The sequence below is a fragment of the Pseudomonas sp. BAY1663 genome (genome assembly GCF_000582595.1).
GTDB classification, from domain to species: Bacteria; Pseudomonadota; Gammaproteobacteria; order Pseudomonadales; family Pseudomonadaceae; genus Stutzerimonas; species Stutzerimonas stutzeri_AF.
Genome location: NZ_AZSV01000006.1, coordinates 72,681 through 95,482 on the forward strand (window position 1 = coordinate 72,681; position 22,802 = coordinate 95,482).

The 22,802-nt window shown below is 66.1% G+C and carries 21 protein-coding genes and 5 pseudogenes; 17 read left to right on the forward strand and 9 right to left on the reverse strand.

Annotation, left to right across the window (positions count from 1 at the left end; translation table 11 throughout):
* Positions 1 to 47 precede the first annotated feature (47 nt).
* From BAY1663_RS03435 to pilG, 3 genes are read right to left on the reverse strand one after another with little or no spacing between them, the layout of a single operon-like run.
* Complete coding sequence (locus tag BAY1663_RS03435; RefSeq protein WP_037038021.1) at positions 48 to 584, reverse strand: chemotaxis protein CheW; 537 nt, start codon at positions 582 to 584, stop codon at positions 48 to 50.
* Positions 577 to 990, reverse strand: a complete 414-nt coding sequence (locus BAY1663_RS03440; protein WP_051497060.1) for a PleD family two-component system response regulator — start codon at positions 988 to 990, stop codon at positions 577 to 579. The genes BAY1663_RS03435 and BAY1663_RS03440 overlap by 8 nt, the downstream gene beginning before the upstream one ends.
* Before the next feature lie 43 nt (positions 991 to 1,033).
* The gene (pilG, locus tag BAY1663_RS03445) at positions 1,034 to 1,441 is read right to left on the reverse strand and encodes a twitching motility response regulator PilG (RefSeq protein WP_003282729.1); all 408 of its coding nucleotides are present in this window, start codon (positions 1,439 to 1,441) and stop codon (positions 1,034 to 1,036) included.
* Positions 1,442 to 1,677: 236 nt separating this feature from the next.
* Between pilG and gshB the strand changes: the two are divergent.
* The 7 genes and pseudogenes from gshB to BAY1663_RS03480 all read left to right on the forward strand — a co-directional run bounded on the left by gshB (position 1,678) and on the right by BAY1663_RS03480 (position 7,540).
* A pseudogene (gene gshB, locus BAY1663_RS03450) lies at positions 1,678 to 2,627 on the forward strand (glutathione synthase).
* An 87-nt stretch (positions 2,628 to 2,714) separates the two neighbouring features.
* The gene (locus BAY1663_RS03455; RefSeq protein WP_037037971.1) at positions 2,715 to 3,608 is read left to right on the forward strand and encodes an energy transducer TonB; all 894 of its coding nucleotides are present in this window, start codon (positions 2,715 to 2,717) and stop codon (positions 3,606 to 3,608) included.
* A gap of 65 nt (positions 3,609 to 3,673) precedes the next feature.
* A complete protein-coding gene (locus BAY1663_RS03460; RefSeq protein WP_037037972.1) occupies positions 3,674 to 4,243 on the forward strand; it encodes a YqgE/AlgH family protein in 570 nt (189 codons plus the stop codon).
* Entirely contained in the window at positions 4,240 to 4,668 is a 429-nt protein-coding gene (gene ruvX / locus BAY1663_RS03465) for a Holliday junction resolvase RuvX (RefSeq protein WP_037037973.1), read from the forward strand. The genes BAY1663_RS03460 and ruvX overlap by 4 nt, the downstream gene beginning before the upstream one ends.
* Positions 4,669 to 4,689: 21 nt before the next feature.
* On the forward strand, positions 4,690 to 5,199 hold the full coding sequence (pyrR, locus tag BAY1663_RS03470) for a bifunctional pyr operon transcriptional regulator/uracil phosphoribosyltransferase PyrR (RefSeq protein WP_037037974.1): 510 nt from the start codon (positions 4,690 to 4,692) through the stop codon (positions 5,197 to 5,199).
* Positions 5,200 to 5,250: 51 nt separating this feature from the next.
* Positions 5,251 to 6,267, forward strand: a complete 1,017-nt coding sequence (locus tag BAY1663_RS03475; protein WP_037037975.1) for an aspartate carbamoyltransferase catalytic subunit — start codon at positions 5,251 to 5,253, stop codon at positions 6,265 to 6,267.
* Positions 6,236 to 7,540, forward strand: a complete 1,305-nt coding sequence (locus BAY1663_RS03480) for a dihydroorotase (protein WP_051497061.1) — start codon at positions 6,236 to 6,238, stop codon at positions 7,538 to 7,540. The genes BAY1663_RS03475 and BAY1663_RS03480 overlap by 32 nt, the downstream gene beginning before the upstream one ends.
* 124 nt (positions 7,541 to 7,664) lie before the next feature.
* Here the strand turns inward: BAY1663_RS03480 and BAY1663_RS03485 are convergent, their stop codons facing one another.
* The 3 genes from BAY1663_RS03485 to pilT all read right to left on the reverse strand — a co-directional run bounded on the left by BAY1663_RS03485 (position 7,665) and on the right by pilT (position 10,556).
* Entirely contained in the window at positions 7,665 to 8,060 is a 396-nt protein-coding gene (locus tag BAY1663_RS03485; RefSeq protein WP_037037979.1) for a TM2 domain-containing protein, read from the reverse strand.
* 255 nt (positions 8,061 to 8,315) lie between these two features.
* Entirely contained in the window at positions 8,316 to 9,461 is a 1,146-nt protein-coding gene (locus BAY1663_RS03490; RefSeq protein WP_037037980.1) for a PilT/PilU family type 4a pilus ATPase, read from the reverse strand.
* A 60-nt stretch (positions 9,462 to 9,521) separates the two neighbouring features.
* A complete protein-coding gene (gene pilT, locus BAY1663_RS03495; RefSeq protein ID WP_037037982.1) occupies positions 9,522 to 10,556 on the reverse strand; it encodes a type IV pilus twitching motility protein PilT in 1,035 nt (344 codons plus the stop codon).
* A gap of 66 nt (positions 10,557 to 10,622) precedes the next feature.
* Here pilT and BAY1663_RS03500 point away from each other — a divergent pair.
* The 10 genes and pseudogenes from BAY1663_RS03500 (at position 10,623) to BAY1663_RS03545 (ending at position 19,449) form a co-directional block, all read left to right on the forward strand.
* Positions 10,623 to 11,311 (forward strand): annotated as a pseudogene (locus tag BAY1663_RS03500) (YggS family pyridoxal phosphate-dependent enzyme).
* An 11-nt stretch (positions 11,312 to 11,322) separates the two neighbouring features.
* Positions 11,323 to 12,145: pseudogene (gene proC / locus BAY1663_RS03505) on the forward strand (pyrroline-5-carboxylate reductase).
* A 9-nt stretch (positions 12,146 to 12,154) separates the two neighbouring features.
* Positions 12,155 to 12,745: a YggT family protein gene (locus BAY1663_RS03510; RefSeq protein WP_037037984.1), complete on the forward strand. Its 591-nt coding sequence runs from the start codon at positions 12,155 to 12,157 to the stop codon at positions 12,743 to 12,745.
* A gap of 271 nt (positions 12,746 to 13,016) precedes the next feature.
* Entirely contained in the window at positions 13,017 to 14,984 is a 1,968-nt protein-coding gene (locus tag BAY1663_RS03515; RefSeq protein ID WP_037037986.1) for a dynamin-like GTPase family protein, read from the forward strand.
* A gap of 130 nt (positions 14,985 to 15,114) precedes the next feature.
* Positions 15,115 to 16,254, forward strand: a complete 1,140-nt coding sequence (locus tag BAY1663_RS03520) for a homoserine O-acetyltransferase (RefSeq protein ID WP_037037989.1) — start codon at positions 15,115 to 15,117, stop codon at positions 16,252 to 16,254.
* A gap of 9 nt (positions 16,255 to 16,263) precedes the next feature.
* Positions 16,264 to 16,863 carry a methionine biosynthesis protein MetW gene (gene metW / locus BAY1663_RS03525; protein ID WP_037037991.1) on the forward strand — a complete coding sequence of 200 codons (600 nt, stop codon included), beginning with the start codon at positions 16,264 to 16,266 and terminating at the stop codon, positions 16,861 to 16,863.
* Positions 16,864 to 16,890: 27 nt separating this feature from the next.
* Entirely contained in the window at positions 16,891 to 17,313 is a 423-nt protein-coding gene (locus tag BAY1663_RS03530) for a DUF4426 domain-containing protein (protein WP_037037992.1), read from the forward strand.
* On the forward strand, positions 17,310 to 17,906 hold the full coding sequence (gene rdgB, locus BAY1663_RS03535; RefSeq protein ID WP_037037995.1) for an RdgB/HAM1 family non-canonical purine NTP pyrophosphatase: 597 nt from the start codon (positions 17,310 to 17,312) through the stop codon (positions 17,904 to 17,906). Before BAY1663_RS03530 ends, rdgB begins: the two co-directional genes overlap by 4 nt.
* Positions 17,903 to 19,117: a radical SAM family heme chaperone HemW gene (gene hemW, locus BAY1663_RS03540; protein WP_128576057.1), complete on the forward strand. Its 1,215-nt coding sequence runs from the start codon at positions 17,903 to 17,905 to the stop codon at positions 19,115 to 19,117. The genes rdgB and hemW overlap by 4 nt, the downstream gene beginning before the upstream one ends.
* A gap of 8 nt (positions 19,118 to 19,125) precedes the next feature.
* A complete protein-coding gene (locus BAY1663_RS03545) occupies positions 19,126 to 19,449 on the forward strand; it encodes a DUF3392 domain-containing protein (RefSeq protein ID WP_037037997.1) in 324 nt (107 codons plus the stop codon).
* A gap of 182 nt (positions 19,450 to 19,631) precedes the next feature.
* Here BAY1663_RS03545 and BAY1663_RS03550 read toward each other — a convergent pair.
* The 3 genes and pseudogenes from BAY1663_RS03550 to BAY1663_RS03560 all read right to left on the reverse strand — a co-directional run bounded on the left by BAY1663_RS03550 (position 19,632) and on the right by BAY1663_RS03560 (position 22,801).
* A pseudogene (locus tag BAY1663_RS03550) lies at positions 19,632 to 20,971 on the reverse strand (DUF1329 domain-containing protein).
* A 253-nt stretch (positions 20,972 to 21,224) separates the two neighbouring features.
* Positions 21,225 to 21,941 carry a tRNA (guanosine(46)-N7)-methyltransferase TrmB gene (gene trmB / locus BAY1663_RS03555; RefSeq protein ID WP_037038002.1) on the reverse strand — a complete coding sequence of 239 codons (717 nt, stop codon included), beginning with the start codon at positions 21,939 to 21,941 and terminating at the stop codon, positions 21,225 to 21,227.
* Positions 21,942 to 22,016: 75 nt separating this feature from the next.
* Positions 22,017 to 22,801 (reverse strand): annotated as a pseudogene (locus tag BAY1663_RS03560) (thiazole synthase).
* Position 22,802: the final 1 nt, after the last annotated feature.

Genomic DNA, 22,802 nt, shown 5'->3' on the forward strand with positions numbered 1-22,802 from the left:
TCCATCCAAGAACCAAAAGGCCGACCTCGGTCGACCCCACCTACAACTCAAAAAGCGACGTCCAGAAACGCCTGATGCGTAGCCAGCGCGTGCGGGCTGAAGACCAGCCAGGGTTGCTCGCGCTGGAACACACCATGAATGAACGGCTGGATCGACGCCTCGATCGGAGGCAACTGCTCCGAGAAGGTCTCCACCGGGAAATGTTGCATGCCGAAGACCTCGTCGACGGTCAGGCCCGCGAACACTTCCTGGTGATCGACCACCAGCACCCGCCGCTGCTTGCGCAACGGCGACAGCTCCAGGCCGAAATAGCCGCAAAGATCCATCACCGGCAGCAGCCTGCCACGCACGTTGGCGACACCCTTGACCCAGCTCTTGACGCCAGGCAGCAGGGTGTAGCGAGGCTCGTGCAGAATCTCGCCAACCTCCCCCATCGGCGCGACGAACAGCCGCCCCCCCATGCGAAAACCGATCCCTCCCCAGGTCTGTACGGCTTCCTGCTGAGAAGGCAGGCCTGCCGCGAGTGCGCGGCAACGGTTGTCCAGCTCCAGCAATCGCTGAAACGGCGTTTGCATGTCAGCCATGCTGGCCATGTCCCTTTGTCCGAGTTTGGGTTACCCCGGCGTCAGCTGCCAGAACGGCATTCAGGGTTTTCAGCAACGTCGCCTCGTCCACCGGCTTGGTCAGGTAATCCTTGGCGCCCTGACGCTTGCCCCAGACCTTATCGGTTTCCTGGTCCTTGGTGGTGACGATGATCACCGGAATGTGACTGGTTTCCGCATCTTTGGTCAGCTGGCGGGTGGCCTGGAAGCCATTCAGACCCGGCATGACGATATCCATCAGCACCGCGTCCGGTTTCTCCTGGCGGGCCAGGGCGACGCCATCGGCGCCATTCTCGGCCTTGAGCACCACGTGACCGTGCTTCTCCAGCATGGCGGTGAGCTTGTACATTTCGGTCGGCGAATCATCAACAATCAGAACGCGAGCCATGTTTTCTCCATAGGAAGGCTTCAGCGGCACACTATGCCGAACTTCAGGATGCTTGCTCCACCGGTGCGAAATCCGGCACGTGCGCCTTGATCGCACCGAGCAGCTCTTCTTTGCTGAACGGTTTGGTGAGGTATTGGTCGGAGCCGACGATACGCCCTTTCGCCTTGTCGAACAGGCCATCCTTGGAGGACAGCATGATCACCGGCGTCGACTTGAAGGAACTGTTGTTCTTGATCAGGGCGCAGGTCTGATAACCATCCAGCCTCGGCATCATAATATCGACGAAGATTATGCGGGGATGAGTGTCCGCTATCTTGGCGAGCGCATCGAAACCGTCCACTGCGGTGATGACATCGCAACCTACTTTCTTCAGCAGGGTTTCAGCGGTGCGACGAATCGTTTTCGAGTCGTCGATCACCATGACCTTCAAGCCCTCGGAGTGCTGTTCCATTTCGCCCTACCATCGCCTCGGTGAGTCGTAGTTTATCGTTATGTCAGTGCGCCGCAGGCCCTGCCATCGATGGGCTGCACCCAATCGCGGGACCTTTTTAGCACACTCCTCAAGCCCGTGCTATCAACCGCAAAAGCAGCGGGATTTTCCTTGACCCAGTGCACAACCGCCGCCAATCTGCAGCGACATTTCAGCCATTTGGCAGCCTCTGCTGCCCCACTTGCGGAGAACAACTCATGACCGTTCGCGTCGGGATCATCATGGACCCTATCGCGCAGATCGCCTTCAAGAAGGACAGCTCGCTGGCCATGCTGCTGGCCGCCCAGGCCCGCGGCTGGACGCTGTTCTACATGGAGCAGCGCGACCTCTATCAGTTCGGCGACCAGGCCCGCGCCCGCATGCGGCCGCTCAGGGTGTTCAACGATCCGCAGCACTGGTTCGAGGCGGACGAGGAGTTCGACGCCGCCCTCGCCGATCTGGACGTGATCCTCATGCGCAAGGACCCGCCCTTCAACAGCGAATACGTCTACGCGACCTATCTGCTCGAGCTGGCGGAGAAGGCCGGGACGCTGGTGGTCAATCGCCCGCAGAGCCTGCGCGACTGCAACGAGAAGTTCTTCGCCACGCAATTTCCGCAGTGCACGCCCCCGACGCTGGTCAGCCGGCGGTCAGACATTCTGCGCGAGTTCGCCCGCGAGCAGCGTGACATCATTCTCAAACCCCTGGACGAAATGGGCGGCGCCTCGATCTTCCGCCACCGCGAGGGCGACCCGAACCTCTCGGTCATCCTCGAGGTGCTCACCGAGCACGGCAGCCGGCAGATCATGGCGCAGCGCTACATCCCGGCGATCAAGGATGGCGACAAGCGCATCCTGATGATCGACGGCGAGCCGGTACCTATTGCCTGGCGCGGATTCCGGCGGCCGGCGAAACCCGCGGCAACCTGGCCGCCGGCGGCCGCGGGGTCGCGCAGCCGCTGTCGGACCGCGATCGCCAGATCGCCGCCATCGTCGGCCCCGAGCTGCGCAAGCGCGGCCTGCTGTTCGTCGGCCTGGACGTGATCGGCGACTACCTCACCGAAATCAACATCACCAGTCCGACCTGCATCCGCGAAATCGACAATGCCTTCGACACCCGCATCGGCGAGCGCCTGATGGAAGCCATCGCCGCCAAGCTGCAAGCTTGAACCAGCTAACAGCTTTGAGCGCCAAGCTTGCGGCTTCGCGCTCAAAGCCGGCAGACTGCGCGGCACTCCGAGCCGACCCTGTATGCGATGAACGCAGTTACCCGCCATCCCGCGCCTGAAATCACCCGAGTCCGCCCGGCGGACAGGCTCGGCTTCACCCTGTTCCTGGCCGCCGCGTTGCACCTGGCGCTGATCCTCGGCCTGGGTTTCACCCTGGCCGAACCGAAACAGGTCAGCAAGACGCTGGAGATCACCCTCTCGACCTTCAAGAGCGAGGAAAAACCGAAGGAAGCCGACTTCCTCGCCCAGGACAACCAGCAGGGTAGCGGCACCCTCGAGCACAAGGCCTCGCCGAAGACCACCGAGCAGGCGCCGTTCCAGGACACCGAGGTGCGCAAGGTCACCCCGCCCGCCACGCCGCCGCGCAGTACGCGTCCGGAACCGGCCAAGACCGCCGTTGCCACGCGCAGCCCGCAGCCGGACAAGACCGAGGTCAAGCAGCAGGCGCAACCGCAACCCAAGCCGCAGCCGGCCCCGGCGTTCGACAGTTCGCAGCTGAGCGCCGAGATCGCCAGCCTGGAGGCGGAACTGGCGCAGGAGGTCGAGCGCTACGCCAAACGGCCGCGGGTCAGCCGGCAGAACAGCGCCGCCACCATGCGCGACATCAGCGCCTGGTACCGCGACGAATGGCGCAAGAAGGTCGAGCGCATCGGCAATCTCAACTACCCGGACGAAGCCCGTCGCCAGCGGATCTACGGTAGCCTGCGCATGCTGGTGACGATCAAGAGCGACGGCACGGTGCACGAACTGCGCGTCATCGAATCCTCCGGGCAGGCCGTGCTGGACGAAGCCGCGTTGCGCATCGTGCGCCTGGCCGCGCCCTTCGCGCCGTTCACCGGCGAGCTGGCGCAGAAGTTCGACCAGGTGGAGATCATCCGCACCTGGCGTTTCGAGCGCGGCGACAGGCTGTCGAGCCGCTGATTCGGGCCCCGGACGAAGCGTCGCAGCTGTAGCCGGAAAGCAGTGCAACGCTTAAGCTAACGCGCATGAAAAACACCGCGCCCAGTTACCTCAAGCATCACTTTCTGATCGCCATGCCACAGATGGCCGATCCGAACTTTGCCCAGGCCCTGGTCTATCTGATCGAACACGGGCCGGAAGGCGCCATGGGCCTGGTCGTCAATCGCCCGAGCGGCCTGAGCCTGGCCGACATCCTCGAGCAGTTGCGCCCGGACGAGCCGGTACCCGCGTCCTGCCAGAGCCTGCCGATCTTCTCCGGCGGCCCGGTGCAGACCGATCGCGGCTTCGTCCTGCACCCGGCCGATCAGCAGTTCCAGGCGACCCTCTCGCTCGGCCCGCTGGGCATGTCCACCTCCCAGGACGCGCTGTTCGCCATCGCCGATGGCCAGGGCCCCGAGCGCTATTTCGTCGCACTCGGCTACGCCGGCTGGGAAGCCGGCCAGCTCGAAGCCGAACTGGCCGACAATACCTGGCTGAGCTGCCCGGCGCGCCCGGACATCCTCTTCGACCTGCCGCACGAGCAGCGCCTGGATGCCGCCGCCGCATCCCTGGGCATCGACCTGCGCCTGCTCAGCACCCAGGTCGGCCACGCATGAGCGGGCCTCGTCTGCTGCTCGGCTTCGACTACGGCACCAAGCAGATCGGCGTGGCCGTCGGCCAGGTCGTCACCGGCCAGGCCCGCGAGCTGTGCGTGCTCAAGGCGCAGAACGGCGTGCCGGACTGGCAGCAGGTCGAAGCGCTGCTGCGCGAATGGCAACCCGATGCGCTGGTGGTCGGGCTGCCACTGAACATGGATGGCAGCCCGAGCGAGATGAGCGCCCGCGCGGAAAAATTCGCCCGCCGACTCAACGGCCGTTTCAACCTGCCGGTACATACCCACGACGAACGCCTGACCACCTTCGAGGCCAAGGGCGCGCGTCTGCGCCAGGGCCAGCATGGCGGCTATCGCGAACGCCCGGTCGATGCACTGGCCGCCGCCTTATTACTGGAGGGCTGGCTGAGCGACCACGCGCCAGCCTGATCCGGACCTGAAGGAGACCCCATGAACCTGCCCAATCCCGAGCAGCTGTTGCCAGAGATGGCCGCAGCACTGCAGCAGCACCTGAGCGAGCGCGACATCCAGGAACCGCGCTTCATCGGCATCCGCACCGGCGGTGTCTGGGTCGCCCAGGCGCTGCTCGCGGCGCGCGGCGGCAACGAAGCGCTGGGCATCCTCGACGTGTCCTTCTACCGCGACGACTTCACCCGCAAGGGCCTGCACCCGCAGGTCCAACCCTCGGAGCTGCCGTTCGAGATCGAAGGCCAGCACCTGATCCTGATCGACGACGTGCTGATGACCGGCCGCACCATCCGCGCCGCGCTCAACGAGCTCTTCGACTACGGCCGCCCGGCCAGCGTGACGCTGGTCTGCCTGCTCGACCTCAACGCCCGCGAACTGCCGATCCGCCCCGACGTGGTCGGTGCCACGCTGTCGCTGGCGCCCGAGCAGCGGATTAAATTGCTCGGCCCCGCCCCGCTGGCGCTCGAACCGCAGCTGCTGGGCGCCGGTTAGCCCCAGCCCAGCCCCATCAACCCGTCCATCTCCCGCCACCGAGATCCTGCGATGACGCCCACCGACGCCAAGCGCCCGCTACAGCTGAACGACAACGGCCAGCTGCGCCATTTCCTTTCCCTCGACGGCCTGCCCCGCGAGCTGCTCACCGAGATCCTCGACACCGCCGACTCCTTCCTCGAAGTCGGCGCGCGCGCGGTGAAGAAAGTCCCGCTGCTGCGTGGCAAGACCGTCTGCAACGTGTTCTTCGAGAACTCCACGCGCACCCGCACCACCTTCGAACTGGCGGCGCAGCGCCTGTCGGCCGACGTCATCACGCTGAACGTCTCGACCTCCTCGACCAGCAAGGGCGAGACGCTCACCGATACCCTGCGCAACCTCGAAGCCATGGCGGCGGACATGTTCGTGGTGCGCCACGCCGACTCCGGCGCCGCGCACTTCATCGCCGAGCACGTCTGCCCCGACGTGGCGGTGATCAACGGCGGCGACGGCCGCCATGCCCACCCGACGCAGGGCATGCTCGACATGCTCACCATCCGTCGCCACAAGGGCGGCTTCGAGAATCTCGCGGTGGCCATCGTCGGCGACATCCTGCATTCGCGGGTGGCGCGCTCGAACATGCTGGCGCTGAAGACCCTGGGCTGTCCGGACATCCGCGTGATCGGGCCGAAGACCCTGCTGCCCGAAGGCCTCGAGCAATACGGCGTGCGCGTGTTCAACGACATGGACGAGGGCCTGCGCGGCGTCGACGTGGTGATCATGCTGCGCCTGCAGCGCGAGCGCATGCAGGGCGGGCTGCTGCCCAGCGAGGGCGAGTTCTACAAGCTCTACGGCCTGACCACCCAGCGCCTGGCGCTGGCCAAGCCCGACGCCATCGTCATGCATCCCGGGCCGATCAACCGCGGCGTGGAAATCGAATCGGCGGTGGCCGACGGCCCGCAGTCGGTGATCCTCAACCAGGTCACCTACGGCATCGCCATCCGCATGGCGGTGCTGTCCATGGCGATGAGCGGCCAGGCCGCGCAGCGCCAGATCGATTCCGAATCCGTATCCGAGGAGCAGCAATAATGGTGGCAACCCGAATCCTCGCGCCCGCGTTATCGACCCCGCCAGCGGACGCGACGCCATCGCCGACATCTTCCTGGAAGGCGGCCGGATCGCCGCGATCGGCCAGGCACCGGCCGGCTTCGATGCCCAGCGCACCCTCGATGCCCAGGGCCTGGTCGCCGCCCCCGGGCTGGTGGACCTGGCCGTCGCCCTGCGCGAGCCCGGCTACAGCCGCAAGGGCACGATCGCCAGCGAAACCCTGGCCGCCGCGGCCGGTGGCATCACCAGCCTGTGCTGCCCGCCACAGACGCGCCCGGTGCTGGACACCGCGGCCGTCACCGAGCTGATCCTCGATCGCGCGCGCGAGTCCGGCCACGCCAAGGTCTTCCCGATCGGCGCGCTGACCCGCAACCTGGCCGGCGAGCAGCTTTCCGAACTGGTCGCACTGCGCGAGGCCGGCTGCGTCGCCTTCGGCAACGGCCTGGCCGACTTCGCCAGCAACCGCAACCTGCGCCGCGCGCTGGAATATGCGGCCAGCTTCGATCTCACCGTGATCTTCCACTCGCAGGACAGCGGCCTGGCCGAAGGCGGGCTCGCCCACGAAGGCCCGGCCGCCAGCTTCCTCGGCCTGGCCGGCATTCCCGAAACCGCGGAAACCGTGGCGCTGGCGCGCAACCTGCTGCTGGTCGAACAGTCCGGCGTACGCGCGCATTTCAGCCAGCTGAGCAGCGCGCGCGGCGCCGAAATGATCGCCCAGGCCCAGGCCCGCGGCCTGCCGGTCAGCGCCGACGTGGCGATGTACCAGCTGATTCTCACCGACGAGGCGCTGCATGGCTTCTCCAGCCTCTATCACGTGCAGCCGCCACTGCGCAGCGCCGCCGACCGCGAGGGCCTGCGCGAAGCAGTGAAAAGCGGAGTGATCTCGGCCATTTCCAGCCATCACCAGCCCCACGAGGCCGATGCCAAGCTGGCGCCGTTCGGCGAGACCGAACCGGGTATCAGCAGCGCGGAAATCCTCCTGCCGCTGGCACTGACGCTGGTCCAGGACGGTCTGCTCGACCTGCCGACACTGCTGGCGCGCCTCTCCAGCGGCCCGGCCGCGGCACTGCAGCTGCCCACCGGCCAGCTGCAGCCCGGCCTGCCGGCGGACCTGGTGCTGTTCGATCCGCAGGGCTCGACCCTGGCCGGCGAACGCTGGTTCTCCAAGGGCCGCAACTGCCCGTTCATGGGCCACTGCCTGCCCGGCGCGGTGCGCTACACCCTCGTCGACGGGCGGATCAGTTACGAGGGCTGAAGAGGATCATCCTGTAGGAGCGAGCCATGCTCGCGAACCGCGGCAGGCTCGCGAGCATGGACTTGGCGCCCCGCCCGCTCCTGCCCCGCTTCAGCCAGCCGCCAACGCTTTATCGCCCGCGTCCTTATCGATCTTGTGCATTGCGCACCGATACCTGGTCGTTCAATGTCCAGAAGTCATAGAGCACGCCGAGGAAGAACAGCCCGCCGGTAAACAGGTAGATGATCCCGGTGATCCACTTGCCCTGGTACATGCGGTGCACGCCGAACACGCCGAGGAAGGTCAGCAGGATCCAGGCGACGTTGTAGTCGATGCGCCCGGCGGTGAAGCGCAGGTCGGCCTCGCGATCCATCGACGGGATCAGGAACAGGTCGATGATCCAGCCGATGAAGAACAGGCCGAGGGTGAAGAACCAGATGGTGCCGGTCACCGGCTTGCCGTAATAGAAGCGGTGCGAGCCGAGGAAACCGAAGATCCACAGAAGGTAGCCGATGACTTTGCTATGGGTGTCCTGCTGCATGCGTGCCTCCACGACGGTATGAATGGGGTGACGTTAGCGCATTTTTGCCGTGAAACATCGGCCCCTAGAAGCTATTGACGTGTCGCACTAAGTCCTCTGTCGCGTATCTGAAGCGTCGACCGCCAGCACCGATACGAGCTTGCAGCATCTGGCCCGCCCTTGTAGGAGCAGGCCATGCCTGCGAACAGAGCCCGCACATCGGTACGGCTGCTTTTTTCGCGGGCATGGCCGCTCCTACAACGCTATCAACAGTCCCTAGCGGAAGCTACGCCCCGGGTCCTCGTCGCTGACTTCCAGGCTCAGGCCCTGCGACACGCTGGTCAGGTGCTCGCCGTCGGTTTCCGAACCCAGCTTGATCAGCAGGCGCAGGTCGTTGGCCGAGTCGGCGTGCAGCAGCGCGTCCTCGTAGGTGATCTCGCCCTGCACGTAGAGGTTGTACAGCGCCTGGTCGAAGGTCTGCATGCCCTGCTCGGTGGAGCGCTTCATCAGCGACTTGAGTTCGTGCACCTCGCCCTTGCGGATCAGGTCGGCCGCCAGCGGCGTGTTGATCAGCACCTCGATCACCGCGCGGCGGCCCTTGCCGTCGGGCGTCGGCACCAACTGCTGGGCGACGATGGCCTTGAGGTTGAGCGACAGGTCCATCCACACCTGGTTCTGCCGGTCGGCCGGGAAGAAGTTGATGATGCGGTCCAGCGCCTGGTTGGCGTTGTTGGCGTGCAGGGTGGCCAGGCACAGGTGGCCGGTCTCGGCGAACGCCACGGCGTAGTCCATGGTTTCGCGGGTGCGGATCTCGCCGATGAGGATCACGTCCGGCGCCTGGCGCAGGGTGTTCTTCAGCGCCACCTCGAAGGAGCTGGTGTCGATGCCCACCTCGCGCTGGGTGACGATGCAGTTCTGGTGCTGGTGGATGAACTCGATCGGGTCCTCGATGGAGATGATGTGCCCGCTGGAGTTCTTGTTGCGGTAGCCGATCATCGACGCCAGCGAGGTCGACTTGCCGGTGCCGGTGGCGCCGACGAACAGCACCAGACCGCGCTTGGTCATCGACAGCTTCTTGAGGATGTCCGGCAGCTTGAGTTCCTCGATGGTCGGGATGTTGGTCTCGATACGCCGCAGCACCATGCCGGCCAGATTGCGCTGGTAGAAGGCGCTGACGCGGAAGCGGCCGATGCCGCGCGCGCTGATGGCGAAGTTGCACTCGTGGTTCTCGGCGAACTCGCGGCGCTGCTGCTCGTTCATCACGCCGTGCACGGTCTCGCGGGTCATCTCCGGCGACATCGCGGTCTTGCTCACCGGCATGATCTTGCCGTTGACCTTCATCGACGGCGGCACCCCGGCCGTGATGAACAGATCGGAGCCGCCCTTTTCCACCATCAGGCGCAGAAGTTTCTCGAATTCCATCGTCGTACTCGCAGTCGTGGCAAGCGCCGCGCCGAGCGGCGTCCGGGGTTGTCAGGCGTGTTAGAAATTCTCGGGCTGCTTGGCCTTTTCCCGCGCACTGTCGCGGCTGATCAGGCCCTTGGCCAGCAGCCCCTTGAGGCACATGTCGAGGGTCTGCATGCCCAGCGAGCCGCCGGTCTGGATCGAGGAATACATCTGCGCCACCTTGTCCTCGCGGATCAGGTTACGGATCGCCGGGGTGCCGATCATGATCTCGTGGGCCGCCACCCGCCCGCCGCCGGTCTTCTTCAGCAGGGTCTGCGAGATCACCGCCTGCAGCGACTCGGAGAGCATCGAGCGGACCATGGATTTCTCCTCGGCCGGGAACACGTCGACCACCCGGTCGATGGTCTTGGCGGCGGAGGTGGTGTGCAGGGTGCCGAACACCAGGTGCCCGGTTTCCGCGGCGGTCAGCGCCAGGCGGATGGTTTCCAGGTCGCGCATCTCGCCCACCAGGATGATGTCCGGGTCCTCGCGCAGGGCCGAGCGCAGCGCCTCGGAGAAGCCCAGGGTGTCGCGGTGCACCTCGCGCTGGTTGACCAAGCACTTCTTCGACTCGTGGACGAATTCGATCGGGTCCTCGATGGTGAGGATATGGTGGTACTTGGTGTTGTTCAGGTAGTCGAGCATCGCCGCCAGGGTGGTCGACTTGCCCGAGCCGGTCGGCCCGGTGACCAGCACCAGCCCGCGCGGCACGTCGGTGATCTTGCGGAAGACCTCGCCCATGCCGAGGTCCTCCATGGTCAGCACCTTGGATGGAATGGTCCGGAACACCGCGCCGGCGCCACGGTTCTGGTTGAAGGCGTTGACCCGGAAACGCGCGACGCCCGGCACCTCGAAGGAGAAGTCGGTCTCGAGGAATTCCTCGTAATCCTTGCGCTGCTTGTCGTTCATGATGTCGTAGATCAGCGCATGCACCTGCTTGTGGTCCATGGCCGGCAGATTGATCCGCCGCACGTCGCCGTCGACGCGAATCATCGGCGGCAGGCCGGAGGAAAGGTGCAGGTCCGACGCACCCTGCTTGGCGCTGAAGGCCAGCAGTTCTGTGATATCCATGGGACTCCCCAATTACAAGCAAGCAGGTAGAATGCCGCGCAGACCCTGAGGCGGCGGGCGCAAGTAATGTCCACGATAGAGAAGAATATTGCAAAGGTCGCAGCGCGCATCCGTGAGGCGGCGCAAGCTGTGGCGCGCGATCCCGCCGACGTCGGCCTGCTCGCCGTGAGCAAGACCCAGCCGGCCGCCGCCATCCGCGAGGCGTTCGCCGCCGGCCTGCGCGATTTCGGCGAGAACTACCTGCAGGAAGCGCTGGACAAGCAGGCCGCGCTGGCCGACCTGGCGCTGACCTGGCATTTCATCGGCCCCATCCAGTCGAACAAGACCAAGCCTATCGCCGAGCATTTCGCCTGGGTGCATTCGGTGGACCGGCTGAAGATCGCCCAGCGCCTGTCCGATCAGCGCCCCGCGGGCTGCCGCCACTGAACGTCTGCCTGCAGGTGAACGTCAGTGGCGAGGCGAGCAAGTCCGGCTGCGCGCCGGAAGACCTGCAACCGCTGGCACAGGCCGTCGCCGACCTGCCGCGCCTGCATTTGCGCGGGCTGATGTGCATCCCGGCACCCAGCGACGACCCCGCCGAGCAACACGCCGCCTTCGCCCGCCTGCGGGCCTTGCGCGACGCACTCGGCCTCGGCCTCGACACCCTGTCCATGGGCATGAGCCAGGACCTGGAGGCCGCCATCGCCGAGGGCGCGACCTGGGTCCGCATCGGCACCGCCCTGTTCGGCGCCCGTGACTACGGTCGCCCCCACTGAAGGAATCCTCCATGAGCACTCCCCGCATCGCCCTTCATCGGCGCCGGCAACATGGCCGCCAGCCTGATCGGCGGCCTGCGCGCCCAGGGCGTCGCCGCCGACGCCATCCGCGCCAGCGACCCCGGCGCCGAGCAGCGCGCGAAGATCGCCGCCGAGCACGGCATCCAGACCTTCGCCGAGAATGCCCAGGCGCTGGCCGGCGCCGACGTGGTGGTGCTGGCGGTCAAGCCGCAGGTGATGCAGGCGGTCTGCCGCGACCTGGCCCAACACCTCGGGCATGCGCCGCTGATCGTCTCCATCGCCGCCGGCATCAGCTGCGACAGCCTGCAGGGCTGGCTCGGCCCGCAGCCGCAGGCGATCGTGCGCTGCATGCCGAACACCCCGGCGCTGCTGCGCCAGGCGTCAGCGGCCTGTCGCCACGCCCGGGTCAGCGCTGCCCAGCGCCAGCAGGCCGAGCGGCTGCTGGCCGCCGTCGGGCTGGCGCTGTGGCTCGAGGAAGAGCGCCTGATCGATGCGGTGACCGCCGTCTCCGGCAGCGGGCCGGCCTACTTCTTCCTGCTCATCGAGGCCATGACCACCGCTGGCGAGCAGCTCGGCCTGCCCAGGGAGACCGCTGCGCAACTGACCCTGCAGACCGCCCTCGGCGCGGCGCGCATGGCCTGCGAGAGCGACGCCGACGCCGCCGAACTGCGACGTCGCGTCACCTCGCCGAACGGAACCACCGAAGCGGCGATCAAAGCCTTCCAGGCCGGCGGCTTCGAAGGGCTGGTACAGCAGGCATTGAACGCCGCCGCGCGACGCTCGGCCGAACTCGCCGAACAACTGGGCCAATAAGGAGCATTCATGTCCCAACTCTCGCAAGCCCTGATTCTCGTCATCCAGACCCTGGGCAGCCTCTACCTGTTGATCGTGCTGCTGCGCTTCATCCTGCAGCTGGTACGCGCCGACTTCTACAACCCGCTCAGCCAGTTCATCGTCAAGGCCACCCACCCGCTGCTGCGACCGATGCGCCGCGTCATCCCGAGCATGGGCACGCTGGACCTGTCCTCGCTGCTGCTGGCGCTGATCGTGCAGATGGTACTGATGGCACTGCTCCTGCTGGTGGCCTACGGCACCACCGGCAATCCGGTGCTGCTGCTGATCTGGGGCCTGATCGGCATCACCGGGCTGTTCCTCAATATCTTCTTCTGGGCGCTGATCATCAGCGTGATCCTCTCCTGGGTCGCACCGGGCAGCCACAACCCCGGTGCGCAACTGGTCAACCAGCTCTGCGAACCGCTGCTGATGCCCTTCCGCCGCCTGCTGCCGAACCTCGGCGGGCTGGATATCTCGCCGATCTTCGCCTTCCTCGCGATCAAGCTCCTGGACATGCTGGTAGTGAACAACCTGGCCACCATGACGCACATGCCGAACATCCTGCGCATGCTGATCTGAGACGCCGTTCATGCTTTGCGCGCATGCGGCGAGGCGGGACCAGACACCCGCTCGGATTGCCGCCCGATAGCACGTAGACTCGGCCCTTCTCGGCTGTTTCCATCCTGCCTCGCGCCTGATGCGCGAGGAGGTGAACGAGGACAACTGGACTTCGAGCGAGCCACGACCGCCCAGGCGCCTTGCCGGCCCTTTCGGCGGTTCCCGGCCCCGGCTCGATTGACCTCGCAAAGGCGAATCCGATAATTCGCCGACCACTTCCCCCAGGGGCAGCATGAGCATGGAACGACTCGATCGACAGGTGGACGCCTACGTCGCCTGGAAGCGCGACCTGATCCGCGAAATCACCCGCTACCGCAGCTGGCTGGCGCACAACCGGCTCGACAGCGAAGCCGTCGCAGCCCGCCTGGAACGGGCCCTGCGGGTACTGCGCACCGACCACATCACCCTGGCCTTCGTCGGCGAGTATTCGCGCGGCAAGACCGAACTGATCAACAGCCTGTTCTTTTCCGCCTACGGCCAGCGCATCCTGCCGTCGCGCGCCGGGCGTACCACCATGTGCCCCACCGAACTGCTGTTCGATCCGCGCGCGGAGCGCTCCTACATCCGCCTGCTGCCCATCGAATCACGCCTGGAAGACACCAGCATCGCCCAGCTCAAGCGCACCCCGCGCCACTGGCTGAACCTGCCGCTGGACCCGCAAGATCCCGACAGCATGGTCGAAGCCTTCACCCAGGTCGCACTGACCAAGGCCATGCCGGTGGAGCAGGCCATCCAGCTCGGCTTCGATCCGAGCGCGCTGGAGAGCGCCGGCAGCGCGAATGCGGTGCTGGTGCCGGCCTGGCGACATGCCGTGGTCAACTTCGACCACCCGCTGCTGCGCCAGGGCCTGCGCATTCTCGACACGCCCGGCCTCAACGCCCTGGGCAGCGAGCCGGAGCTGACCCTGTCGATGCTGCCCAATGCCCAGGCCATCATCTTCCTGCTGTCCGCCGACACCGGCGTCACCGCCAGCGACATGCAGATCTGGCAGCAGCACATCCGCCAGCTCGACGAAGACACCCAGAGCAGCCTGTTCGCCGTGCTGAACAAGATCGACGTGCTCTGGGACGATCTGGCCGGCGAGGATTTCGTGCACGCCGCCATTGCCGAAATCCAGGCCGGCACCGCCCAGCAGCTGGGCATCGACAGCGCCGACGTGCTGCCGCTGTCGGCCAAGCAGGCATTGATGGCGAAGATTCGCGGCGATCAGGCGCTGCTCGAGCGCAGCCGGCTGGAACACCTGGAAAAACTGCTCGCCCAGCGCATCCTGGCGCAGAAGGAACACCAGCTGGAAGACCAGGTGGTGCACCAGGTGCTGGCGCTGGTGCAGAACAGCCAGCAGGTACTCAAGCTGCGCCTGGAAAAGGTCATCGAACAACGCGACCTGCTGGCCAGCCACCAGCAGGGCAGCGGCCAGATGCTGCTCGAGCTCACCGCCCGCACGCGGCACGATCACAACCGCCACCACAAGCGCCTGCTCGACCTGAGAACCAACCAGCGTTTGCTGCAGCGCCAGGGCGAACTGCTGCGTGCGGCGATTCGCGCCGAGCGGCTGGAGGAACACCTGGCGCGCCTGCGCCGCAGCCTCACCGGCAGCCTGACCACGCTCGGCATCAATCTCGCCATCCTGCATTTCTTCCGCTCCATGGAGCAGGACCTGGGCATCCTCGAACAGGAGGCCGAGCGCGCCAACAAGATGGTCGCGGCCATCTACCGCCGGCACAACGAGGAGAACCCGCTGCACGGCATCGACCCGCCGCAGTTCCTGCTGGTCCCCTACCAGCGCGAGCTCAAGAGCCTGCAGGGCAAGGCCGATCAGTTCCGCCTGCAGCTCAAGACCCTGCTCACCGAGCAGCGCACGCTGACCCGGCGCTTCTTCGCCACCCTGGTGCAGGAAGTCATCGGCCTGCACCAGCGCCTGCGCCAGGAGGCCGAACAATGGTCCGGCGATGCCCTGACGCCACTGCTGCAGTTCTCCCTGGAGCACAAGCAGCAACTGGAGACCCACATCCTGCAGCTCAAGGCCCTGGCCCAGGAAAACCAGCAGAACAGCCAGCGCGGGCAATTGCTGACCCGCTACAGCGGCGAACTGGAGCAGCAGCTGGCACAGGCCGGGGAAATGCTCCGCGCGCTGCGCCGGCCGGCGCCGATCCGCCGCCAGGGCAAGGTGGTCAGCCTGAGCAATGCGCAGATCCGGTAAAGCCCGTTGCCGTTTCGTCGCGCGCGCGAAGGAAATGGCAACGAACCCTGGCGCCGCTGCGATTCAGGATGAATTGCGCCGCGCATACCTTTAGACTTTGCCGCCTTCTTCAAGCAAGAGCCCAGGGTCGATGCCCACTGCAATTCCCGCCGATTCCGTTGGCCTGGTGAGTCCGCAGGTCGCGCATTTTGCCGAACCACTGTCACTCGCCTGTGGCCGCACGCTGGCCGATTACCAGCTGATCTATGAAACCTACGGTGAGCTGAACGCCGCGCGCAGCAACGCCGTGCTGATCTGCCACGCCCTTTCCGGCCATCATCACGCGGCCGGCTACCACAGCCTGGACGATCGCAAGCCCGGCTGGTGGGATTCGTGCATCGGCCCCGGCAAGCCCATCGACACCGAGCGCTTCTTCGTCGTCAGCCTGAACAACCTCGGCGGCTGCAACGGCTCCACCGGCCCGGGCAGCACCAACCCGGCAAGCGGCAAGCCCTATGGTGCGGACTTTCCCGTAGTCACGGTGGAAGACTGGGTGCACAGCCAGGCGCGCCTGGCCGAGCGCCTCGGCATCGAGCAATGGGCTGCCGTGGTCGGCGGCAGCCTGGGCGGCATGCAGGCCCTGCAATGGACCATCAGCTACCCCGAACGGGTGCGCCACTGCCTGGCCATCGCCTCGGCGCCCAAGCTGTCGGCGCAGAACATCGCCTTCAACGAAGTCGCGCGCCAGGCGATCCTCTCCGACCCCGAGTTCCATGGCGGTCACTTCCAGGAAATGGGCGTGATCCCCAAGCGCGGGCTGATGCTGGCGCGCATGGTCGGCCACATCACCTACCTGTCCGACGACGCCATGGGCACCAAGTTCGGCCGCGGGCTGAAGAGCGAGAAGCTCAACTACGACTTCAACAGCGTCGAGTTCCAGGTCGAGAGCTACCTGCGCTACCAGGGCGAGGAGTTCTCCGGACGCTTCGACGCCAATACCTACCTGCTGATGACCAAGGCACTGGACTACTTCGACCCGGCCGCGGCCCACGACGACGACCTGGCCCGAACCTTCGAGGTCGCCCAGGCGAATTTCTGCGTGATGTCCTTCACCACCGACTGGCGCTTCTCGCCGGAGCGCTCGCGGGAAATCGTCGATGCCCTGCTCGCCGCGCGCAAGAACGTCTGCTACCTGGAGATCGAGGCGCCCCAGGGCCACGACGCCTTCCTGATCCCGAACCCCCGCTACCTGCAAGCCTTCCGCGGTTACATGAACCGCATCGCCGTATAAGGAACGAACATGCGCGCCGACCTGGACATCATCCAAGACTGGATTCCGGCCGGCAGCCGAGTACTCGACCTCGGCTGCGGCAACGGCGAGCTGCTGGCCTGGCTGCGCGACCACAAGCAGGTCAGCGGCTACGGGCTGGAAATCGACGCCGACAACATCACCGCCTGCATCGAAAAAGGCGTCAACGTCATCGAACAGAACCTCGACCTGGGCCTGGGCAACTTCGCCAGCGACAGCTTCGACATGGTGGTGATGACCCAGGCGCTGCAGGCCGTGCACTACCCCGACAAGCTGCTCAAGGAAATGCTGCGGGTCGGCCGCGAGTGCATCATCACCTTCCCCAACTTCGGCCACTGGCGCTGTCGCTGGTACCTTGCGAGCAAGGGTCGCATGCCGGTTTCCGAGTTCCTCCCCTACACTTGGTACAACACACCGAACATTCACTTCTGCACTTTCGAGGATTTCGAGCGGTTGTGTCTGGAACGCGGCGCCAAGGTGCTCGAGCGCCTGGCCGTCGACCGTGAACACAAGCATGGCTGGGCCAGCCGCCTGTGGCCGAACCTGCTTGGGGAAATCGGCATCTACCGCGTCACGGGACCTTCCCGCTGAGCGGCTTCAACGCTGGAGGTAACCACCATGAAACGTGCCCTGATCTGTCTGCTGGCCGCCCTGCTCACGCTACCGGCGCTCGCGGAACGCAAACACAGCGTCGGCGAGTACGACATCCACTACATCGCCTTCAACTCCGGCTTCCTGCAGCCCGACGTCGCCGCCGCCGCGGGGCTGGTGCGCAGCAAGACCCAGGGCGTGGTCAACATCTCGGTGCTCAAGGGTGGCAAGCCGGTCGCGGCCCAGGTCAGTGGCCAGGTGAAGAACCTGCTCGGCCAGGATCGCCCGTTGAACTTCAAGCAGCTCAAGGAAGGCGATGAGGCGATCTACTACCTGGCCCAGTTCCCCTTCGATTCGCAGGAAACCCTGCGCTTCAGCCTGACCGTGCAGCCGACCGGCGCCGAGCCGTTCAGCTTCGACTTCAACCAGGAATTCTTCCCCGATCAATGATGCCTTTCCACGAACTGGTGCTGGCCAGCCACAACGCCGGCAAACTCAAGGAACTGCAGGCCATGCTCGGCGACGCGGTACGCGTGCGCTCGGTGGCCGAGTTCAGCGACGTCGAGCCGGAAGAAACCGGGCTGTCCTTCGTCGAGAATGCCATCCTCAAGGCGCGCCATGCGGCGCGGATTTCCGGGTTGCCGGCGCTGGCCGACGACTCGGGACTGGCGGTCGACGCCCTTGGCGGCGCGCCGGGCATCTATTCGGCGCGCTACGCCGATGGCCAGGGCGACGCGGCGAACAATGCCAAGCTGCTGGACGTGCTGGCCAACGTGCCGGACGCCGAACGCGACGCGCAGTTCGTCTGCGCCCTGGCGCTGGTGCGGCATGCCGAGGACCCGTTGCCGATCCTCTGCGAAGGCCTCTGGCACGGGCGCATCCTGCATGCCCCGCGTGGCGAGCACGGCTTCGGCTACGACCCGCTGTTCTGGGTACCGGAACGCGACTGCTCCAGCGCCGAGCTGCCGGCCATCGAAAAGAACCGGCTCAGCCACCGCGCCCGCGCCATGGCCCTGCTCAAGCAGCGGCTGGGAATCGCATGAGCAGAGCCGGAAGCCGGAAGCTGGAAGCCGGAAGCGAAAAGCGCATCACCCACTTCCAGCTTCCAGCTTCCAGCTTCCAGCTGCCGCCTCTGGCGGCTTATGTCCATATCCCCTGGTGCGTGCGCAAATGCCCGTACTGCGACTTCAACTCCCATGCCGCCGGCCCGACGCTGCCTGAAGAGGCCTATGTCGATGCGCTGCTGGCCGACCTGGAAGGCGATCGCGCGCAGGTGCAGGGTCGTCGGCTCAGCTCGATCTTCTTCGGCGGCGGTACGCCGAGCCTGTTCTCGGCGCGCGCGCTGGGGCACATTCTCGAGGGGATCGAGCGCCGCATCGGCTTCGCCGATGACATCGAGATCACCCTGGAGGCCAATCCGGGCACCTTCGAACAGGCCAAGTTTCGCGACTACCGCAGCCTCGGCATCAACCGGCTGTCGATCGGCGTGCAGAGCTTCCAGGCCGACAAGCTCGCGGCGCTGGGGCGCATCCATGATGGCGACGAGGCCATCCGTGCCGCCGACATGGCCCGCGCCGCCGGCTTCGACAACTTCAACCTCGACCTCATGCACGGCCTGCCGAACCAGAGCCTGGAGGATGCGCTGGGCGACCTGCGCACCGCCATCGCCCAGCAGCCGGCGCACCTGTCCTGGTACCAGCTGACCCTAGAGCCGAACACGGTGTTCTGGAGCCAGCCGCCGCAACTGCCGGAAGACGACATCCTCTGGGACATCCAGGAAGCCGGCCAGGCGCTGCTGGCCGAGCAAGGCTATCGCCAGTACGAGACCTCGGCCTATGCCCAGCCCGGGCGGCAGGCGCGGCACAACCTGAACTACTGGACCTTCGGCGACTTCCTCGGCATCGGCGCCGGCGCCCATGCCAAGCTCAGCCAGACCGACGGACGCATCCTGCGCAGCTGGAAGACCCGCCTGCCGAAGGACTACCTCGACCCGGCCAAGGCCTTCCGCGCCGGCGACAAGCAGCTGCAGCCGGATGAGCTGCCCTTCGAATTCCTGATGAATGTGCTGCGCCTCACCGACGGCGTGCCCGCGCTGTTGTTCACTCAGCGCACCGGCCTGCCGCTGAGCGTGCTGGCCACGGCCCGCCGCGAGGCCGAAGCGCGCGGATTGCTGCTTCCCGATCCACAGCGCCTGGTCGCCACGCCCAAGGGCCAGCTATTTCTCAACGACCTGCTGCAACTCTTTCTGCCATAGGACCCTGCATGGATTTGCTACTCGACCTGATCGCCACCCTGTCGCGCTGGAGCCGCAGCCACCTGTCCGATATCTCCCTGGCGATCATGGCCACTCTCTTCGTGCTGTTCGGCCCGGCGCTCAACGCCTGGGTGCAGAAGAACATCGGTGGGCTGAACTTCATCCTGCGCACGCTGCTGTTCGTGCTGTTCTGCGCCGTGGTCTACGGCCTCGGCATCATCTACCTGAGCCCCTGGCTGGCCAAGGGGCTGGCCCACTTCAACAACTACACCCTGGCGCCGGTGTTGCTGCTGGTGCTGTTCATCATCGGGGTGATTGCCGATCGGAACTAGGGGCGCCTACCCGGCGCAGCGAAAGGGTTCGGTGTTCACCCCAGGGCGATGCCCTTGAGCTTCTGGCAGGCCTACGGCCTGCATCGCCGCGAGGTCGCGCCGCCCACAGGGACGTCATGTGCACTGACGGTTTTTTGTGGGAGGCCCGACCTCGGGGCGATGCTTTTGAGTTTCCGGCCGGCTCAGTTGGCACCACGCCGCAACGCCTGGGGCGAGAAGTCCCGCGGGCTGAGCTTGACCTCGAAGTCGTACATCGGCTCGTTGTTGTCCAGCCCATCGACGAAGTAGTTGCCGTCCTTGAGGTGGTACAGCGTCTCCAGGGTGCTGTTGAACATCGGCACCTCGTAATAGCTGATCGGGTGGCTTTCCTGCAGGCCGATCAGCTCGCCGCTGGCGTCGTACAGATCCACGGCGAGGATCTGCCAGCTGTCCTCGTCGATATAGAAACGACGCTTGTCGTAGACATGGCTGAAGCCGGTGCGCAGCTTCGCCTCGACCACCCACACCCGATGCAGCTCATAGCGCAGCAGCTGCGGGTTGAGCGTGCGGGCCTGCACGATGCTGTCGTAGGCGATGCCCTGCTGGTGCACCGCGTAGCTGTTGTAGGGCACCAGCATCTCGCGCTTGCCCAGCAGCATCCATTCGTAGCGATCGGGCGCGCCGTTGAACGAATCGACCACGTCGGCGGTGGCCAGGCCACTGGTGTCCGGCTGCTGCGAATCGTAGGCCAGCGACGGCAGGCGGCGCACGCGGCGCTCGCCGGGGCTGTAGCGCCAGGCCTTGCGGGTGGTGAGGACCTGGTCCAGCGGGTCCTGGACCACCAGCGCGGTGCCGGCCAGCTTGGCCGGCGCGGTCACGCGGTACTTGTAGTACAGCAGGGTATTGTCGAGATCCGCCTGGGCCATGCCCTCGCGGTTGTAGACGTAATAGACGTGGCGATCGCGCTTGATGTAGGTCGCTTGCCGCCGATCACCACCGCCTGGCTGTTGACGATGTGGCTCTGGTCGCCCTTGTAGTGCAGGATGTGGTTCCAGATCACCTCCATGCCGTCCTGCGGCAGCGGGAACGGAATACCGGCCGCGGCGCCCTGGATGCCGTTGCCGTTGGCGATCAGCTCGGCGCTGACGGCGTTGAAGCGCGTGGCGTCATAGATACGCTGCGGGGCCGCGGCGCTGCGCCGGCTCGGGAAGACCCGCAGGTGGAACTCGGGATAGCGCTCCAGCAGCGCCTTGAGCCCCTCGGGCAGCAGGCTGGCGTATTCGCCGAGGTTGCCCTGGTCGACGCGATAGAGCAGCGGGTCGGCGGCGAACGGGTCCGGGTGGTGCATGCCTGGCTGGTAATCGGCCGGTGGCGCGACGCCTCCGCTCCAGGCGGGAATGGTTCCGGCGGCATTGCCGGCGCGCTCCGCACCCAGCGGGGTTAGGTCCTGCCCCAGGCGCACCGCCTGTGCATCGTCCACCCTGGCCTGCACCTGCAGGGCGGCACAGGCCGCCAGCACCAGCACTCCGATCTTTCCGTACATCCTCTACTCCCCCTGTTCGCGCGACGACGGGTGCGGCTTCGCTGCACCACGGCCGCCGGCTTCGCATTGTTGTTCGGTGTGGGCAAGCAGGCCTTCCTGGCCCGGCATTCGATTCCCTGTGGCCGCTGCTGCGGCTCTTTTCAGTGCTTGAAAACGACGGCACGACCTGGCGCAGCGCCGCGTCCGAGCGGCGCGCGCACAGGGTTGCCTGGTGGCTGCGGTCGCGCCCGAGCGCAACCGCTGGTTGTTCTGCTCAGTCGATACGCTGGAACTTCAGGTCCCAGACGCCATGGCCGAGGCGCTCGCCGCGACGCTCGAACTTGGTCACCGGCCGCTCCGCCGGGCGCTCGACGCAACGTCCGTCGGCGGCCAGGTTGCGGTAGCCGGGCGCGGCGTTCATCACCTCGAGCATGTGCTCGGCGTAGGCTTCCCAGTCGGTGGCCATGTGCAGCACGCCGCCGACCTTCAGCTTGCGGCGCACCAGCTCAGCGAAGGCCGGCTGGACGATGCGCCGCTTGTGATGGCGGCTCTTGTGCCAGGGATCGGGGAAGAACAGCAGGACCCGGTCCAGGCTGGCGTCGGCCACGCAATCGCGCAGCACCTCCAGCGCGTCGCAACTGTAGACCCGGACGTTGCTCAAGTTCTGTGACAGAAGTCCGCTGAGCAGCGCGCCGACGCCCGGTTTATGCACTTCGACGCCGATGAAGTCCTGTTCCGGCGCCGCCGCGGCCATTTCCAGCGTCGAATGGCCCATGCCGAAGCCGATCTCGAAGGTCCTCGGCGCCTGGCGGCCGAACACTCGGTCGAAATCGCGCAGGCCATCCTCCAGCGCCAGGCCGAACTTCGGCCAGCCCTGTTCGAGGCCACGCTGCTGCCCCTCGGTCATGCGCCCGGCGCGCATCACGAAGCTCTTGATGGTGCGGCGGTGTTCGGGTTGCTGCGGCTCGGACGCGGTGCTCTGCTCTGTCATGGGGTACCTGCAGGAATAAAAAAGCCGGCCCCGGCGACGCTAGCGCCAGGGCCGGCCAGGGAGTCGATCAGCGGATCAGCCGTCCAGGGGCGACGAGGCGCTGGCGTAGAGTTTCTTCGGCATGCGTCCGGCAAGGTAGGCCAGGCGCCCGGCCTCGATGGCGTACTTCATCGCCTCGGCCATCAGCACCGGGTTCTGCGCATGGGCGATGGCGCTGTTCATCAGCACCGCCTCGCAGCCCAGCTCCATGGCGATGGTGGCGTCCGAAGCGGTGCCGACCCCGGCATCCACCAGCACCGGCACGCTCGCCTCCTCGAGGATGATGCGCAGGTTGTAGGGGTTGCAGATGCCCAGCCGGTGCCGATCAGGCCGGCCAGCGGCATCACCGCGATGCAGCCCATCTCGGCCAGCTGGCGGGCGATGATCGGGTCGTCGCTGGTGTAGACCATCACGTCGAAGCCGTCGGCGATCAGCACTTCGGCGGCCTTGAGGGTCTCGATGACATTGGGGAACAGGGTCTTCTGGTCGGCCAGCACTTCCAGCTTGACCAGCTTGTGACCGTCGAGCAGCTCACGCGCCAGGCGGCAGGTGCGCACCGCATCCTCGGCGGTGAAGCAGCCAGCGGTGTTCGGCAGGATGGTGTAGCGCTCGGGGCTGATCACGTCGAGCAGGTTCGGCTCGCCGGGGTTCTGGCCGATGTTGGTGCGGCGCACCGCGACGGTGACGATTTCCGCGCCCGAGGCCTCGATGGCCGCGCGCGTTTCTTCGAGGTCCTTGTACTTGCCGGTGCCGACCAGCAGGCGCGATTGATAGGTGCGACCGGCCAGGGTGAAAGGCTTGTCGTTCGGAACTGGGCGCATG